This window comes from Acinetobacter sp. Leaf130, from assembly GCF_001423205.1.
Lineage (GTDB): Bacteria > Pseudomonadota > Gammaproteobacteria > Pseudomonadales > Moraxellaceae > Acinetobacter > Acinetobacter calcoaceticus.
This window is the reverse complement of sequence record NZ_LMOE01000012.1, coordinates 23,884-39,251: the sequence shown is the minus strand read 5'-3', so window position 1 is coordinate 39,251 and position 15,368 is coordinate 23,884. Positions and strand designations below refer to the sequence as shown.

At 36.9% G+C, this 15,368-nt stretch carries 22 protein-coding genes; 7 read left to right on the top strand and 15 right to left on the bottom strand.

The window, feature by feature from the left end; genetic code table 11:
- Positions 1-100 precede the first annotated feature (100 nt).
- The 10 genes from ASF86_RS18800 to ASF86_RS18755 form a co-directional block, all read right to left on the bottom strand.
- A complete protein-coding gene (locus ASF86_RS18800) occupies positions 101-493 on the bottom strand; it encodes a hypothetical protein (RefSeq protein WP_056484552.1) in 393 nt (130 codons plus the stop codon).
- Between the two features lie 11 nt (positions 494-504).
- Positions 505-849: a hypothetical protein gene (locus tag ASF86_RS18795; protein WP_155860182.1), complete on the bottom strand. Its 345-nt coding sequence runs from the start codon at positions 847-849 to the stop codon at positions 505-507.
- 59 nt (positions 850-908) lie between these two features.
- On the bottom strand, positions 909-1,274 hold the full coding sequence (locus ASF86_RS18790; RefSeq protein WP_162234632.1) for a hypothetical protein: 366 nt from the start codon (positions 1,272-1,274) through the stop codon (positions 909-911).
- A 42-nt stretch (positions 1,275-1,316) separates the two neighbouring features.
- Positions 1,317-1,850, bottom strand: a complete 534-nt coding sequence (locus tag ASF86_RS18785; protein ID WP_056484544.1) for a hypothetical protein — start codon at positions 1,848-1,850, stop codon at positions 1,317-1,319.
- 221 nt (positions 1,851-2,071) lie between these two features.
- Entirely contained in the window at positions 2,072-2,548 is a 477-nt protein-coding gene (locus ASF86_RS18780) for a hypothetical protein (RefSeq protein WP_056484541.1), read from the bottom strand.
- Between the two features lie 221 nt (positions 2,549-2,769).
- The gene (locus ASF86_RS18775) at positions 2,770-3,363 is read right to left on the bottom strand and encodes a hypothetical protein (RefSeq protein ID WP_056484538.1); all 594 of its coding nucleotides are present in this window, start codon (positions 3,361-3,363) and stop codon (positions 2,770-2,772) included.
- Between the two features lie 152 nt (positions 3,364-3,515).
- Entirely contained in the window at positions 3,516-3,779 is a 264-nt protein-coding gene (locus ASF86_RS18770) for a hypothetical protein (protein ID WP_056484536.1), read from the bottom strand.
- Between the two features lie 154 nt (positions 3,780-3,933).
- Positions 3,934-4,755 carry a DUF3560 domain-containing protein gene (locus ASF86_RS18765; protein WP_056484534.1) on the bottom strand — a complete coding sequence of 274 codons (822 nt, stop codon included), beginning with the start codon at positions 4,753-4,755 and terminating at the stop codon, positions 3,934-3,936.
- Positions 4,756-4,976: 221 nt separating this feature from the next.
- Positions 4,977-5,195, bottom strand: coding sequence for a hypothetical protein (locus ASF86_RS18760; RefSeq protein WP_056484532.1), 219 nt, complete (start codon positions 5,193-5,195; stop codon positions 4,977-4,979).
- Between the two features lie 278 nt (positions 5,196-5,473).
- The gene (locus ASF86_RS18755; protein ID WP_056484529.1) at positions 5,474-5,869 is read right to left on the bottom strand and encodes a hypothetical protein; all 396 of its coding nucleotides are present in this window, start codon (positions 5,867-5,869) and stop codon (positions 5,474-5,476) included.
- Between the two features lie 298 nt (positions 5,870-6,167).
- On the opposite strand from ASF86_RS18755, the gene ASF86_RS18750 reads away from it, so the two are divergent.
- A complete protein-coding gene (locus ASF86_RS18750) occupies positions 6,168-7,406 on the top strand; it encodes a hypothetical protein (protein WP_056484525.1) in 1,239 nt (412 codons plus the stop codon).
- A gap of 729 nt (positions 7,407-8,135) precedes the next feature.
- Here ASF86_RS18750 and ASF86_RS18735 read toward each other — a convergent pair.
- Genes ASF86_RS18735 through ASF86_RS18715 form a run of 5 tightly spaced genes read right to left on the bottom strand, consistent with a single transcriptional unit; the run spans position 8,136 to position 10,078 of the window.
- On the bottom strand, positions 8,136-8,414 hold the full coding sequence (locus ASF86_RS18735; RefSeq protein ID WP_056484517.1) for a hypothetical protein: 279 nt from the start codon (positions 8,412-8,414) through the stop codon (positions 8,136-8,138).
- A gap of 30 nt (positions 8,415-8,444) precedes the next feature.
- Positions 8,445-8,741 (bottom strand): hypothetical protein, encoded by a 297-nt coding sequence (locus ASF86_RS18730; RefSeq protein WP_056484514.1) that lies wholly within the window; start codon positions 8,739-8,741, stop codon positions 8,445-8,447.
- A complete protein-coding gene (locus tag ASF86_RS18725; protein ID WP_056484511.1) occupies positions 8,742-9,146 on the bottom strand; it encodes a hypothetical protein in 405 nt (134 codons plus the stop codon).
- Positions 9,143-9,832 carry a ParA family partition ATPase gene (gene parA / locus ASF86_RS18720; protein ID WP_056484509.1) on the bottom strand — a complete coding sequence of 230 codons (690 nt, stop codon included), beginning with the start codon at positions 9,830-9,832 and terminating at the stop codon, positions 9,143-9,145. The genes ASF86_RS18725 and parA overlap by 4 nt, the downstream gene beginning before the upstream one ends.
- 15 nt (positions 9,833-9,847) lie before the next feature.
- Positions 9,848-10,078 (bottom strand): hypothetical protein, encoded by a 231-nt coding sequence (locus tag ASF86_RS18715; RefSeq protein WP_056484507.1) that lies wholly within the window; start codon positions 10,076-10,078, stop codon positions 9,848-9,850.
- A 1,659-nt stretch (positions 10,079-11,737) separates the two neighbouring features.
- On the opposite strand from ASF86_RS18715, the gene ASF86_RS18710 reads away from it, so the two are divergent.
- Genes ASF86_RS18710 through ASF86_RS18685 form a run of 6 tightly spaced genes read left to right on the top strand, consistent with a single transcriptional unit; the run spans position 11,738 to position 15,367 of the window.
- Entirely contained in the window at positions 11,738-11,938 is a 201-nt protein-coding gene (locus ASF86_RS18710) for a hypothetical protein (protein WP_056484504.1), read from the top strand.
- Positions 11,935-12,312, top strand: coding sequence for a hypothetical protein (locus tag ASF86_RS18705; RefSeq protein WP_056484501.1), 378 nt, complete (start codon positions 11,935-11,937; stop codon positions 12,310-12,312). Before ASF86_RS18710 ends, ASF86_RS18705 begins: the two co-directional genes overlap by 4 nt.
- On the top strand, positions 12,299-12,733 hold the full coding sequence (locus ASF86_RS18700) for a hypothetical protein (RefSeq protein WP_056484499.1): 435 nt from the start codon (positions 12,299-12,301) through the stop codon (positions 12,731-12,733). Before ASF86_RS18705 ends, ASF86_RS18700 begins: the two co-directional genes overlap by 14 nt.
- 8 nt (positions 12,734-12,741) lie before the next feature.
- The gene (locus tag ASF86_RS18695; protein ID WP_056484496.1) at positions 12,742-13,806 is read left to right on the top strand and encodes a type IV secretion system protein; all 1,065 of its coding nucleotides are present in this window, start codon (positions 12,742-12,744) and stop codon (positions 13,804-13,806) included.
- A gap of 13 nt (positions 13,807-13,819) precedes the next feature.
- A complete protein-coding gene (locus ASF86_RS18690) occupies positions 13,820-14,617 on the top strand; it encodes a VirB8/TrbF family protein (RefSeq protein ID WP_056484493.1) in 798 nt (265 codons plus the stop codon).
- Between the two features lie 12 nt (positions 14,618-14,629).
- Positions 14,630-15,367: a TrbG/VirB9 family P-type conjugative transfer protein gene (locus ASF86_RS18685; RefSeq protein ID WP_056484492.1), complete on the top strand. Its 738-nt coding sequence runs from the start codon at positions 14,630-14,632 to the stop codon at positions 15,365-15,367.
- Position 15,368: the final 1 nt, after the last annotated feature.

Sequence of the window (15,368 nt, the reverse complement as noted above, 5' to 3'; positions counted from 1 at the left end):
ACAAAATCACAGATTTTGTCGGCCTCACTCGAACGTTGCAACGGTAATCAAGGAGGGAAGATTTTTCCAGTACGTCAGTTCGCAAAGTAGACACTTTGCTCTATAAATGCTCGTAGTATCCCGCAATTTCAATTTTGAGTTCTACGATAACAGAGTTGTATACATTGATTGGTAAATGAAAAAATTCTGGATACTCATTCCAAAGATTTATTTCATTTTTGAATAAATATTTATAGCGTATTTCCCCACCATTAACCTGTTGGTTTCTTATCTTTTCAATAATTGATTTTCTTGTTCTTGCCAATGTCTCTAATACTTCAATAGCTGATTTAGGAATTAGATATATTTTATCTGATCTTCCATTCATCCATTGTTGTGCATCACGTTTATCGAAGCTCGTTTCCTCAACTGCCTGTTTATAATATTCGATTACCTGCTCAGGACTGTATAAGCCATTTCTGAAGCATTCAATCTTAAACTGTGCATTGTTCATTTCTTTCTACCTTATGCAACTGCATTAAAAAATATTCCTAGAATCGCCACTAATACAAACGTACAAATACTGAAGCTAAAATTTTCATTTGCTCGTTTCCATTTACCCTTTTTTTTATAAAAAAGGTAAATTAAACCTGTGATAAATATTAAAGCTGTATTTACACTAATCTTTAGAACTCTCAGAATCTCATCTGCCCGATCTAAGTTATTAAATGCTACTAATATGCCTACTAGCGTTATAAGCATTACCCCAATTAGGCTAATCCCTCTATTTTGAGATTTACTTTGCATAGCTTCTCCATTCTTTAAATCAATAAATCTGAGACGCAATGAACCGCAATTTTTTTGCTTCATAAGAATCTAACCCGCAAAAAAATTGCGGGCGAATTATTCACTACGTTAGACAGATTGGATTATGAAAATCTTACTGTTCTAGCTGCCTTTTTAAATTCCAGAACCTCAGCCCATGATTCCAACAACTCCCATTTTTTTGCTAGAGCTTGATATTCAGGACTATTTAAATACTCATCAAGTAGGCTTGATTCTACTCTTTCGATTTCTAATACTGATATACAAGCTTGGAATACACTTGAATCTAATTTTCTAAATTCCGTAAGATCGAATTTAAAATTTCTATTAGCAAAGCAGCTTAATAAAAATTCTTTGACGACTAAACTTTGCTCTGTCTTTCCCTCTGCTATAGAAAAGAGTTGTTCTATAGCTTTTATGCCCTGCATGAGTTTGTTTTTCATTTCTTTCTGTTCTGGTTGTTGCATCACTTAATTTCTCCAAAATAAAGAAAAGGGGCACTCCCCTTTTCATTAGTTCACAATATTTAATTCGGCAAAGTCATTAGAAATTTGAACTGCATTCATTTTGCAAACGTCTATCAATAAACTGCAAAATGTGTGCTTATAATCTTTAAATGATTTTGAGTTAATCTCTAAGTCCTCAATCATTTTTAAAAACTGCATAGCAGATAGGTTTTTAGCTTGCTCTTTAGTTGATTCCTCCAGTAGCAATATTTCATCTAATAGTGCCTGCCCCTCTGCATGGATTTCCTTTTTACTCATTCCTAAATCTTGGTTCTTTTTAACCTGCCATACATTGACAAATATCATTGCCCCTGCAAGCAATTCAAAAGGTATATCGTTCTGATCTTTCAATACACATAAACAACCAACAAGGAAGCTATCAGCTTCGATCTCACGGCCTGTACTGTAGTACATCAGCCTGTCTTTTTTGAGTGCTTCTTCAAAGTATATATCTGCCAACGATAGCCCTTGATTGTTCTTATTGAGCATGTAGTTTGCCATTAAAGCGATTTGTTGAACTGGTAAAATTTTAGTAGACATGATTTTATCCTTTTTGATTAGATCGCCAATCGACCTAATAAACTTATTATACCCATATTGATTTGTGAGTACAAAACAATATGGGTAATTTTATGTAACTGCTTTTATTTCTCTCTCAGACCGTTTTACTGTCTGGCCGATGGTTTTGCACGGCTGCCGATCTAAACGCGCTGTATCGAGCAGCTAGGCCACTAAAAAGCCCCTTGCGGGGCTTCTTTCTTTTAGTCTATGAGTATGTAAATTGCACGAGTATTTAGAATATCTCTATTTTTTGAGATTACATCTTTTATGTAATCACTAAAAAATACAGCTCTCCGGTTTACATCACGGTTTTTATTCAATGACATGATAGATACTTTTGATAATGCAAAGAGATTAGCCACAATTGAAAATTCAAGGGCATTAAGTTCAAAGGTTTCACCGTAACCAGTTTCACATGTAAATACATCATCAGATTGCAGAACAAAAAAACCGCTTTTTGTTTCCCATATTCCTGCACCTCGATAATTGTCACTAAGCCGTCTAGCTTCATGAAACAACGTGTTTTCCCACATGTAGAGTGTATGAGCCATAGCAATTGAATAAGTCGGATATTCAGCAGCTTGTAAGCTCTGGAACGCTTTTAGATCAGCTTGGTTAAAGCTGTCATAACGCATCTTTTGAATTTCTTCAGGTGATAATAAAACTAATTCAGTCATGGTATAAATTCCTGTTTTTTAATTAGATCGCCAATCGACCTAATAAAGACATTATACCCATATTGATTTGTGAGTACAAAACAATATGGGTAATTTTATGTAACGGCTTTTAAATCCCTTTCAGGCTGTTTTACTGTCTGGCCGATGGTTTTGCACGGCTGCCGATCTAAACGCGCTGTATCGAGCAGCTAGGCACTAAAAAGCCCCTTACGGGGCTTTGATCAAGCGTAGGATGACGTATAACAACGTTTATAAACTTTTGTACCTGTTGGCAATGTCTCATAGCTGAGTGGTGAAGCAGTTGCAGACTTATGAATAACAACATAGCCATTCATGATTTTTTTCTGCATTGGCTCCCCTACAAATTCATTTGGAGTGGGAACAACATAACCTTGCATGTCTGTATGTGGGTCAAGCATTTGCCCAATCTCGCGTATTGTGCAAAACGCGCCTGATTTTTCTATGACTTGATAAAACTCTACGTTAGTTTGTTCCCATCCCCACGAACTATATAAAATCGTTCCAATTTCTAAGTCCTTTCTGAATTTCGCTAGGCTTTGCTTTTCTGCTTCTTTATCGGCAATTTTATTTGAATATGATCTGTTATCACTTTCTATAGACTTTTTAACGGCTTCTTTCATATTCTCAATATTTGAAAAGCCATTATATAAGAATGGTTTCTTTGCCCGTCCTTTGTAGGCCACAACGCATTTTTCTTCTAATGAAACATAGTAAACAGTACCAGTTAACTTATTGGTAATAACTTGGCTACCCTCATAAAAGAAACGGCCATTTGAATATGCTAATTTTTTCATTACTAAACACCTGTTTTTAATTAGATCGCCAATCGATCTAATAAATCTATTATACCTATATTGATTTGTGAGTACAAAACAATATGGGTTAATTTGTGTAACAGGTATATAAAAAAATAGAAAGGGAAAACCCTTTCTATTCATATCTGCTCTTAGAGTCCAACGGCTTTTAATATCGACTCATGAAGCCCTTTAATCCATGTTTTTCCCTCATCTTCTAAAGGGAGAACATTAGGAAGCTGCATAATCTTAACGCACCAAAGAGAGGGCTTTTTACTAGTTGGTACACTCACTGTTTCAACATACTGGATGAACCAACGCCCCCGACAAAATACGCTTACTAGGTCACCACTCTTGAATTGATTCAAGCGTTCTTCAATGGTTAATTCTTCAGTGTTATTAACTTGGTTAGACATGGTATAAGTTCCTGATTTTATGATTAGATCGCCAATCGACCTAATAAAGATATTATACCTATATTGATATGTGAGTACAAAACAATATAGGTTAATTTGTGTAACTAAATCTGTGCTAGAGATAGAAAGGGAACCCCCTTTCTATCTGCGTTATTTACATTGCGTTTAATTGATTCATGACACGCTTAGAGGCACCAATTCCATTTGCATTTAATTGACGTACCCAAGCCCCGCGACTTGGTGACCATTTAAAACCATTACCTTTTAAAATCTGGCGGATCTCGTCACTAGGTTTACCATCAAAAATAAACATGCAACGATTTTCAATTTTGCACTCAGAATATTTATAGAGGTCTGTTTCTACTTCCTGAGTTGGTCTTTCTTCAATCGCATTCAATTCTGCAATACGTGACTTTAAGCGTTTAATTTCTGCATTATTATTCTGTAATGCATAAGCAGGAAAACCACAATGCCCGTAAAGAGGTGTAAGGGCTTCTAAAGCCACTTTTTCAGATAGCCCTAACTCAATAAGCCCCTTTAAACATTCTTCGCGGTCAGTAACTTTTCTGATCAGTTTGTTAGCTGCTTTCATGCGCTCTTGTGCCTTTTGCAGCCCCTCTAGCTTAGCCTGTAATTTATCTGGTGCATTTGGGTCGTCACTTGAAATACCACCAGTACCAACGCTTGCAGCCTTTTCCTGATAGTAAGCTGCTTTCTTTGATTCCTGTACAGATTTACCCATAATCGAATGAATTTTTGCTCTAAAATTTCGATCACGTTTTTCACTATGATGGCCGACTAAAATAGGTTGGCCGTAAGGGATGCACTCAGCCATTTTACTTGAACGTTGTGCTAAAGCTGTGCCATTCGCATCTGCTTTAACTGCCAATTCCTCATAACGTTCTAAACGGTTGCTTTGGCGTTCCTCAAAGCGTTTTAAACGAGCTGCTTTTAAATCATCATCTTGGTTAGACATGGTATAAATTCCTGTTTTTTAATTAGATCGCCAATCGACCTAATAAAGACATTATACCCATATTGATTTGTGAGTACAAAACAATATATGTTAATTTGTGTAATATTCTTATTTTTCATTTAAGCGGGTTTTACTCTCTGGCCGATGGTTTTGCATGGCTGCCGATCTAAACGCGCTGTATCGAGCAAATAGACACTAAAAAGCCCCTTGCGGGGCTTCTCTTAACTATCAATATCAGCTTGGCCTAATAAACCAACTTTGCTATGGACGTTTTGCCATTCTTTAAATGTCATGCACTCCCAATCTAACAAATTCAAGTCTTGATCATCATGTTCATAAATAGCCTGATTACACTTTTCTTTTGTACTATACGCACTCTTTGGCATCCCGTTATAAGTTAAAACATATACTTTAGTTTCTAAAGAAATTAATTGAGTCATGGTATAAGTTCCTGATTTTATGATTAGATCGCCAATCGACCTAATAAATACATTATACCCATATTGATTTGTGATCACAAAACAATATATGTTAATTAATGTTTCTGATTTTTAGGGAATGTTATAGAGCAAAGTGTCTACTTTGCGAAGACAAAATCTGTGATTTTGTCGAGCTGACCGAAGAACGGCAACTACTCCCATTCGCCCCTGATCGGGATTGGCCGAGCAATCCCGCAGGGTTGCGACTGCTTAGGCTAATTATTTTAAAGAGGGTAGTGTTAAAAATCCCATTTACTTATTACTGATCGGAAGTATTGAGATTTTTCATAGCCTAGTTTTCTTTCAACGGCAAATTTCCAATGGTTTACAGATACCTTATCAAGCCCTGTAATACAAATAGGGTTAAAGTTAGGTACTTTATAAATCTTTCTCTTTTTACAGCTTGCAATACAATCTAAAATTTCATCGGCAATGGTTTCATTGTCACATTCAAAAATGGCATCAGTACCTTTTTTTAAAACCTTGCTTTTCTCTAAAACACCAAGCCAATTAATAAGAATATAAAAACGATAGATATGCGATATATCTACTGTATATTTGCCCTTTGTGCTGTTGTAGCTTGGCTCTATATCTACTGTGGGTAATGCTAAACAAAGTTGTTCTTTTTCAATCATTGTATAAAGACCTCTTTTGATTAGATCGCCAATCGACCTATTAAGCACATTATACCCATATTGTTTTGTACTCACAATTCATTTAAGGTATAATTTAGCTCGAAATTTAACGCACGTATTGCTCAAGCTTTAGCTTGGGCAATGCTAAGTTCAATTTGAGCAATCAACCGACTGTACCCCGTTGCTATCGTAATGACAGGAACAGAGGGCGATAGTAACCAAAACACAATATCTAGTATCGGTCGAGCTGCGGATCTCCACTATATCTTGTGTTCTTATGAAAAATTGCGGGTTTAAAATGGCAACATTAAAAGATGAATTTGTTATTCCTTTAAAGGTGGTTTCTACACGCTTGAACCACATGAAAACTCACCTCACTGGAATTATGAAAAGGGTAGAGCAAAGAGCAATCTATAACCACAAACAACGCAAAGATAAGAGCGAAGATATAAGCCTGTTGTTGTCTTGGGATGATTGGATTTATTCAGCCTTAGACGTTCATCATGAAATGAAACAAAAGCTTGTTGAAAAACAAAATGAGCAAGCTAGAAATATGAGCATTATTGAAAGAATGCTCCAGAACCAGAAAAATCATTTGCCTGTTGGACTAGGTATACGTCAGTCTCCCAAAGCAGGGGATACCTCTGTTTATGAGACAGCTTTAAAAGGTGCCATGTCACACTTTGGGATTTCAGTAAAAAAACCCGCTTGGGCGGATAATCTGAGAGCAGGGGAACAGATACCTAAAGAATTATTAGATGAACTCCCTGTGACAACTGGTGAGTTGGTCACGCTTGGGAACTGGATGCTCACGAAAAATATTTATCGCTTTGATGATGTAGTTATTAATGAGCTGCTGAAGACAAGTTTTGATGGTGTCATTCCTAACTACATTATTAATCTTCCAGATCTGAGCGTTTATATTCAAACTGACAACGCAAAACTGTACTTTAATTCTGATAAGGTCGTAGGTGTCATTTTTTGCGTTACTGAATTAAATGAACAACGTGTATTAGTTTCTACGCTCTATTTAGATAATGGGATGCCTAGAACAATAGTTATCACCTTGAGCGAAGATCAAGACATTGAATCGAGTCTAGGCGATTTTGTAGATGAATTTCAGCAAGATTATGACCCTACAACTATGCAAGATGAACTCAATATCAGACTTGATATTCAGAAAAAATTAATCAATCTGGTGTTATGGTTTAGCCAAGAAAAACCTGAAGTAACCCCTTTAACTCCAGATAGTGAAAACAAGCCTGTAAGATTTACAACTGTAAAGAATGATAAACGCTTATTTGAAGCTACCAAGTATAAAACCTATTTAGTGGGTACTGAGACGGCCAAAGCATTTAAGAAAGTCTATGATGAACTAGAAACGGCCAAGACTCAGACAAAAGGGGCAGGCAAGAGAATGCCACATTTAAGACGTTCACATTGGCATTTGTATTGGTATGGGAAAAAAGGCCGTAACGAAAGATATGATTTCAAACTTTTACCTATCACTATGGTTGGTGGTATCCCTAAAAAGTAATTGACCATTCTGACAAATTCCCGCCTTTCATAACCTCTTAAAATTGATCGTTAAATTAGATGCCTGGTCTTTTCAGCTTATTTGCTGAAATGACCAAGCATCGGTAGGAGTTTTTAACCAGTATGGACCAACAACAACGTTGTAAGTCCATACTGGTTAAAACGGATTTAAAGGGGGAGGGCTGAAAGTGAAATATTATGCCAATTGATAATTTTTAGTTGAACGGCAACTCAATTACTTAGGTCAATTTTATAAAGCCGGTGCAGCTCTCCGGTCTGGAACAAATTGCTAATTACCTGCGGGGGAACATTGAAGATACACTGGCAAAAGTTATGCCTAAAAATAATAAAATTCCACGTATGCGAAGCAGCAAAATACAGAATACAAGCATACTCAGCCAAAAGAATTTTGTACTCGTTAGGCTTGGGAAAAAATACATAATAATTGCTGGCATCAGAAAACCCACGATGACAAGCACTCTTAAAATAATTCTCAGCATGTCGCACCTCCATAGACAACAAAGCCCCTTTAGTGTCGGGGCGGTATGTCTAGCAACTTAAATATATTTGATAGATAGGGTCGCTTATTTTGGCTCTCCAACTCTTTTATAGCGTACTCAATTGCAATCTGATCTACCTGTGCAATTAAGTAATCAAAGTTTTTTTGATCAACATCGTTGTTTATGATTAGTTGTTTTTTTAAACTGTCTAAGCTCATATTCAATGTCCCTTAGTCAAACTCATCTCCAAAAGGGAATCTCATTAAAAAGTAAGAAAGATTCCCTAATAAAGTAAAGCCAATTATAGAAATAAAGTAACTCCACCATTTCAATGAATATTCAACTTCCCATTTTGTAAATATGGATTGAATTTCAAATGAATATAAGAAAAATCCGATAACCGAAGCTAAAATGCCTATAGCTGAAGCAAAACTGATTGCACACATAACAAATACATAAATAAGAGCTAAAAGTCTTGAAACTGTATTATCCGAATTAAATACGCGCATTTTTAAATTCCTATTTTTAAAATAAACCAGTTACCGCACATCAAAGTGCTTTTTAAGCTCTAAAAAGTCTGCTTCTGTAATACAACAATTGCCGTTACCATCGCCTTGCACTTTCTTCGCTGCGTTTAGCATCCAATTCCAATGTAAATGATACATGTTAAAAATTGGCTCATGCTTCAGATAAAATTTTGCCGATGATATTTTTACTGGTGTATCCTCTGGAATGTTCATGGCAAAGCCCATGCCGATGATTGTTGCTTCACCTCCCAATGCTCTAGGCGTTATTTCCACTGTATAGCAGCTACGTTCCTCGATGACTCGTACCATTTAGTTATCCTCCCACTTCATTAAGTTTTCATTGATCAACCACGCTGATAAAGCTCGTCTGATCTGATCACTGCGGTTGACTCCATGATCTGACTTAAATTTGTCGATCTTTACATCCAATAGGTGATTAATTGTATAGATCAATTTTTTAGAGTTTTTCTCGCTCAACTCTGTGCTGTACGGTGCATCAGGATTATTCAAATAAAATTCCAATGCTGCCCGTGCTATATCGGCCAATACAATTTTTCGCTTACTGGCAACCTTATCAATCTTCTTATATAGATCAGGATTGATTGGAATTTTTTGCATCTTGTCATAATTCAATGAATTAACAATATGAGTCTTTTCATTTGCTATATGAGCATTGCTACTGGTCACAGTAGCAATGCCTTTAGGTGCTTTCATTCAGTCACGCCCTCACGCTGTAAAAGTTCATCAATTAAACCGTTAAATTCTGCTATAGCTTTCTTATCAGGTTTGCCGTGATCATCTTTATATTCAAAGATTGATAACCCCTCACCAATCGAGCGTGAAAAAGCAGTTCTTGATGCAATTTTACTGTCTAGCATTGGTACATCATAACTTTCACCTAACCACTCTTTAACTTCAGTAAAAACCTTAGTTTGTGGATTTACACCACTTAGTAGGAAGTAAGTTGAAAAATCTCGATAGCCTTGAATTTCATCAATAGCTTTTAGAGTTTCTTTAGTAGCCCAAGCATCCAATGGGCTTGTTGTATTTGGAATAATCGCTACATCACAAGCAACAATTGCAAGTCTGGTTAATTCTGACTGTCTACCTGCACTATCAATAATAATAAAATCGAACTTTGTCTTAATTTTGGCAATTTCTTTAGCCAAATTGGTTTTTGGTACGCCCATTACTGAGAAACCTAAATCAATCTCAGATTCTTCACGTACAGTCGCCCAGTCTAATGAACTAGCCTGTGGGTCACCATCAACCAGTAAAACATCATAGCCTCTTAAAGATAAGCCCATAGCTAAATTGATGCAGGTTGTAGTTTTAGATACACCGCCTTTCTGGTGAACGAGTGCAATAACTTTTGATAATTTTTCAGATTTGTTACTCATTATGTTTTCCTTAAATTAGTCTTTATTAACTGGAAGTCTTGTTTCTGGAAGAATGCCGTTATCAACCATTGTTTTGATTAAATAATCAGTCAAACTCAATTTGTTTTCCTTACAAAATTTAAGCAGCTTTTGCTTATCCTCATAATTCATTCGAGCTTGAAATCTATCTTCTTTGACCACTTCTTTAACACTGTTTTGATTACCTAACATTGTTTGTCTGGTCATACCCTTAGTTGATCTGCTCATAGTAATATCTCTGAACTATTTATACATATATTAATTTGTACTCACAAATCAATCAAGGTGTTTTTTAGATAGTTTTGTAATTAAAGTTTTATTGCCTAAGTTTTTGATATTAAGTTCTTTATCAGTAAAACTGTATATAAGAAATACTTATAAGTAGATGGAGATAGGGCGTTCTTACAATAAGGCACTCATCTGCTCTTAATCTCCCCACTGCTGCGGTCAGTACGCTTCGCTTAACTGCCCTTGCAGTTGGTGAGATTGAGCAGATTTCGGCAATATTCACCCTAGATAGCCTAAGCAAAAAAATGCTTAAAATGGCTACCTCGAATATTGCCGTTGAAGCTTGCTGTCGGAGCCGACGTCGCTTTCAATCGACACTGTTTACCAATGGTAAGGGTAAACAGCAAGTGAGTATTTAGAGCCTTACAAGCTCCCCTAGCACACGCATTAGCTCACTCACCTAACGGACAATCTCGGAGAGGGTTTCCCCAACATTCCACTTATGCCACGACTTAGGCGTATTCCCTGCGACCCCACAATTATTGTGCTTTTCATCAGTATGCGGGCGTTTTTACACTGGCTAAATGCTTAAACTCATGCGTTCGTGATACTGCCGTCACTTATGTCCACCTGCTACACGAACCGTCTATGAAAGCTCTATGCCGTTGTTAGTCCATTTAAGGCAACGCTCTTACAAACATAAAGCTTTATAAATCACAGAAGTAGACGAGACTCGGCAAAATAAGTTTGCACTTATTTGATACACGAATAGACATAAAATTAACGAAGTTTTTTTACTGTAGGGCTTGCAAAATTACCTATTTATGCAACAATAGAATCTAGGTACAATTAAGCCTTCGGGTGAAATCGGAACGGTCGCCAAACCTTTCGATCTTCGTTAGATGATGTTTACCGCATCAAATAACTGTGTACCAACAAATATAAGCAAAAGCCCCGAAGGTTGCAAGACCTTCGGGGCTTTACTTTTTCCGTTTACTATCAAAAACTTGTATGATATTTAACCAATAAAATAACAAAGAAAATATTAATCAGTCACTTAAATGAATTTATTTTTAAAAAAGTTTTCCACAGTTTTTTAAAAATAAACTTTGATGCTTAAATCCCCATTGGCAAAATATTCCACGGCCACTCAGCTGCAACTCGACCAGGATCTCCACCCTAAAATTTCATAAATTATTGTTTTATAAAAATATGGCTTTTTTAGCACATAAAATGTGACTGGCAAAATATTACATTTCAGTCTTTTTCAGACTTTCTAAAACTTCTCAGAACACAATATCTAGTATCGGTCGAGCTGCGGATCTCCACTATATCTTGTGTTTCCTGTCTTTCCTATCGCCCTCTGTACCTGTCATTACGATAGTAACGGGGTACAGTCGGTTGATTGCTCAAATTGAACTTAGCATTGCCCAAGCTAAAGCTTGAGCAATACGTGCGTTAAATTTCGAGCTACCGTTATACTTTTTGGTAAATACAGTAAATTTAAGTACATGAAATTAAAAGAAATCGTCAATATTGTTCTATTTTTGTTTACCTTTTGAAACATTCAGAAAGGTATAAATTAGGTAAACTTGTACTATTTTTAGACTTATAGAGTTATACTGTTATAACTGTATAACTAAGTAACAAGGTGACCTCATGAAAAAAACACTCATCATTTTAACAACCGTTGGCATAGCAGCTCTTTCAGGTTGTGCGTCAAACTCTGCTTCACAAAAGGGATTAAAGAAATCTCCATGTGCATGTGTGTATCAATCTTTACCAAGTGCTGAATATCAACTCTCTGACCCATTCGCAAAAACACTTAAAACAAATTTGGTGGAGGGCACAAAAGCATGAAGAACGTTTTTTTACCCCTAATTTTCGTACTGACGGGTCTGTCTAGTGGCTGCTCGGATGAACCGAAAGAATCAGGCGTAAAAGGGGATGACTATATCGGGGTTTGGATGAACCCTGTTGGGCCAAAATCCCAAAGCGCCAATGATGTAGTGATTAATGATCGAGTCATCATTGATAAAACCGAAATAATGGACGTTTATGCCGTTTCGATTCTAGCCAAAGGTGTTTTTACCAACATGCAATTTAAGCCTGAAAATGGCTTGTTATGCGCGACTAATAATGCGTGTTTTCAGTTGGTAGAGGGCAAATTGAAGTTGGGTAGTGAAAACGGTGTTCTAACATATGAGAGAGAACCGCAAAATGGAAATCAATAAATCAGTTTTTACTACTCTAAAAGGCTCAGTTGTCTTAACTCTAGGTATTGCACTGGCTGCTTGTTTTAACTCTAAACCAGATATTTCAGGTGCTTGGGTTCCTGAGTCTGTAGACAAGAATGCTACGTTTTATGCGTATTACATGATTGGTGAAAAGGATTCTAACGATCGCTATTCAATTACCAAGTTCAACTATAAAATCCGCAACCCACTTCAAGACATTAAACCAATCAAGCTACCTCAACTTGTAGGCAAGATTGAGGGCAAAAAATTAGAGTTTGTAAAAGATAATACCTACTGTGTTGAGGGTTCACTACAAACTGAGTGTGTGGTTTATACGGACGGAAAACTAGATTTTTATAATCAAGGCACATTCGTTAAATCAAATAAAACCCCGCCTGAAATTCCAGTAAATCAATAGGTGATACTATGAAAAAGTTCATCTATATTTTCCTGATCTTCTTTAGTTTTCTAGGCATTAGCTCTGCTTATGCTGTAGATAACTTTACTCCACCACAAGACTTAGGTACTGGTGGACAAGTCCCTCCGACTTCTAATTCTGGTGGCAACAACCAAATTTCTGATGAAGTTTCTCAAGTCACTGAAAATGGCATGAAAGAACTCGATAAAGTCGTTGATTCTTTGATGCAAGGCGTTGATTCAAATATTAAAAATAATCTTCAGAATTACTATACGAAGATTACAACTCCGATCATGCCTGTTTTTGCCGGATTCATTGTTGTTTGGTTAGCGTGGCAAGGTTTTAACATGATGCTCGGTCGAGCTATTGCTTTTGATGATGTTATAGCAACGTTCATCATTATGTTAATTATCTGGTCAATTGTCTTTAGTTGGGATTCATTCTATCCGTACATTGCTGAATTTTTTCTTGATGATATTCCTAACCTGATCTCTGAGATGACAGGTACAGACTCCAAAACAACATTGCAATCTTTTGTAAGAATTATTTTTGATGCCATTACTTTAGCGTTCTCAAATGTAGATACGGGCATTACTAACGTTGTTTCTGGCTTCTTCTTTGTCTTGATCTATAGTTTCATTTTCGGCTTGGCTTGCCTAGTCTGCGGATTGTTCTTCCTGATCTGGATTATTTGCAAAGTCATTATCGGTATCTTAATTGCTGTAGCACCTATTTTTATTGCTGCTGCAATGTTCCCCGCTACCCGTAGATTTGCAACGAATTGGCTACATGCTGCTCTAACGCCACATGTAGTAATCCTTTTACTTATTGTGAGCTGTGACCTTGTTTTAACGTCTGTTGTAGCGGGTATTCAGCATTTGAATGAGAACGGTTCTTCATTTGTAGGGGCTTTTGTCATGGTAATCGTTCTGTTCGTTGTTATTGGCCTTTTCCTCTTAATACCAAAAATTGCTATTTCATTAGTGGGTGCAGGTTTTGAAGCATCAACCAGTGCGACTCAGGGTGTTACGGGATCTGCAACCAATTTCGTAAAACGAATGATGCGTAAATAGGGGAGTATAGAAAATGACACCACAAGAAAAGCCAATCCTTGATGCTATGGTAAGCAAAATCCAAAAAGACAAAAAGACGAACGAAAACCGCAATGGGAAAATTACCATTTGGGCATTAGCTGCACTGACTGTCTCTCTTGGATTTAATGGTATGCAAGCTTATTTAAACGCTAAGCTTTTCCCTCTTAAAACTATTGAACCAATGATTGCTGTCATTGATTCAGAAACAGGAATCATGACCTCTGTAGAGAAGTTTGATAGTAAAACTGACCCGAAAATGATTGAGCGATTAGTGACTTCTTATTTCTGGACGGTCATTAAAAGTCGTTATGGCTATAACGGCCGTATTGGTAGAGATTCACTTGCAGAACAGTATATGACTGGCGCAATTTTCTTAGATGGTAAAGATAGAACTGACTTTGAAAATGAGGTTAGCGCACTCAACCTAAATTCACCGTTCAACTTGTTAGGTGAGAACGGTTCTGTAACGCCTAAAATCATTTCGATCAGTCTACTTGGTAATAACAAGGTTCAAGCGACATTCCGCACAATGGTTGTAAAAGGTACTGACGTTAAACAATTCAGTTACACCATTACTGCTGACTATAAGACTGGTGACTATACGAATCTTAGTGTCAAAGATCGTTATGCCAATATTTTTGGCGTGAAATTCTTCAACTGGAATCTAACTCAGAATGCGTCTAATGATGCCTTAGTTTCTGTTAATCAAAGTGCTGTAGCACAACCTTTGCCACAAGCTCCAGTTAATGCTGCGTCTGAACCTCAAGCAGTTACTAATTCACAAAATTAAGGTAGATCACAAATGAACAAGACACTTTTAAGCATTTTACTTACTGCAACTTGTGTTGTTTCTGCGCCTTCTTTTGCTCGTCAAATTCCAGTAGGTCTTAAATCAGATTCACGCATTAAAGTTGTTCCGTATTCTGAAAGCCATGTTGTTGAACTTTCAACCACTTTCGGTATCTCAACCACTGTTGAGTTTGGTAATGAAACAATTCAAACAGTCGCTTCAGGCGACACAATTGGATGGCAAATCATCCCCCAAGGCAACCGTTTATTTATCAAGCCTGCGGAAAAACCACAAGCAGGTATGAACCGTACTAACCTCACAGTGATTACAGATAAACGCAACTACTACTTCAACCTTTTTAACTCATCACAGCCTGTTTATGTATTGCGTTTCAATTATGCCGATACGAACCGTAAGAACCGTTTGCTTGCTGAACAAAACGCTCCACGTCCTGCATTGGGTGAACTCCCGATGACAAGTGATAAGTATGGAATGGATGCAACACACAGTAAGGAAATTAAAGTCCTCGGTGTAAGTGATGATGGTCAATTTACATTTATCCGTCTTGATAAAAATTCACCACGTCCGGCCATCTACTCTGTCAATGGTGAGGGCTATGAAGAACTCACCAATTCAAGACAAGAGGGCAATGTAATGGTGATTGAGAAAGTAGCGGATGCTTTCACTTTACGTCTAGGCAATGAATACGTTTGTATTCTCCGTAAACCTGAAATTGTTGGAGTAAATTAAG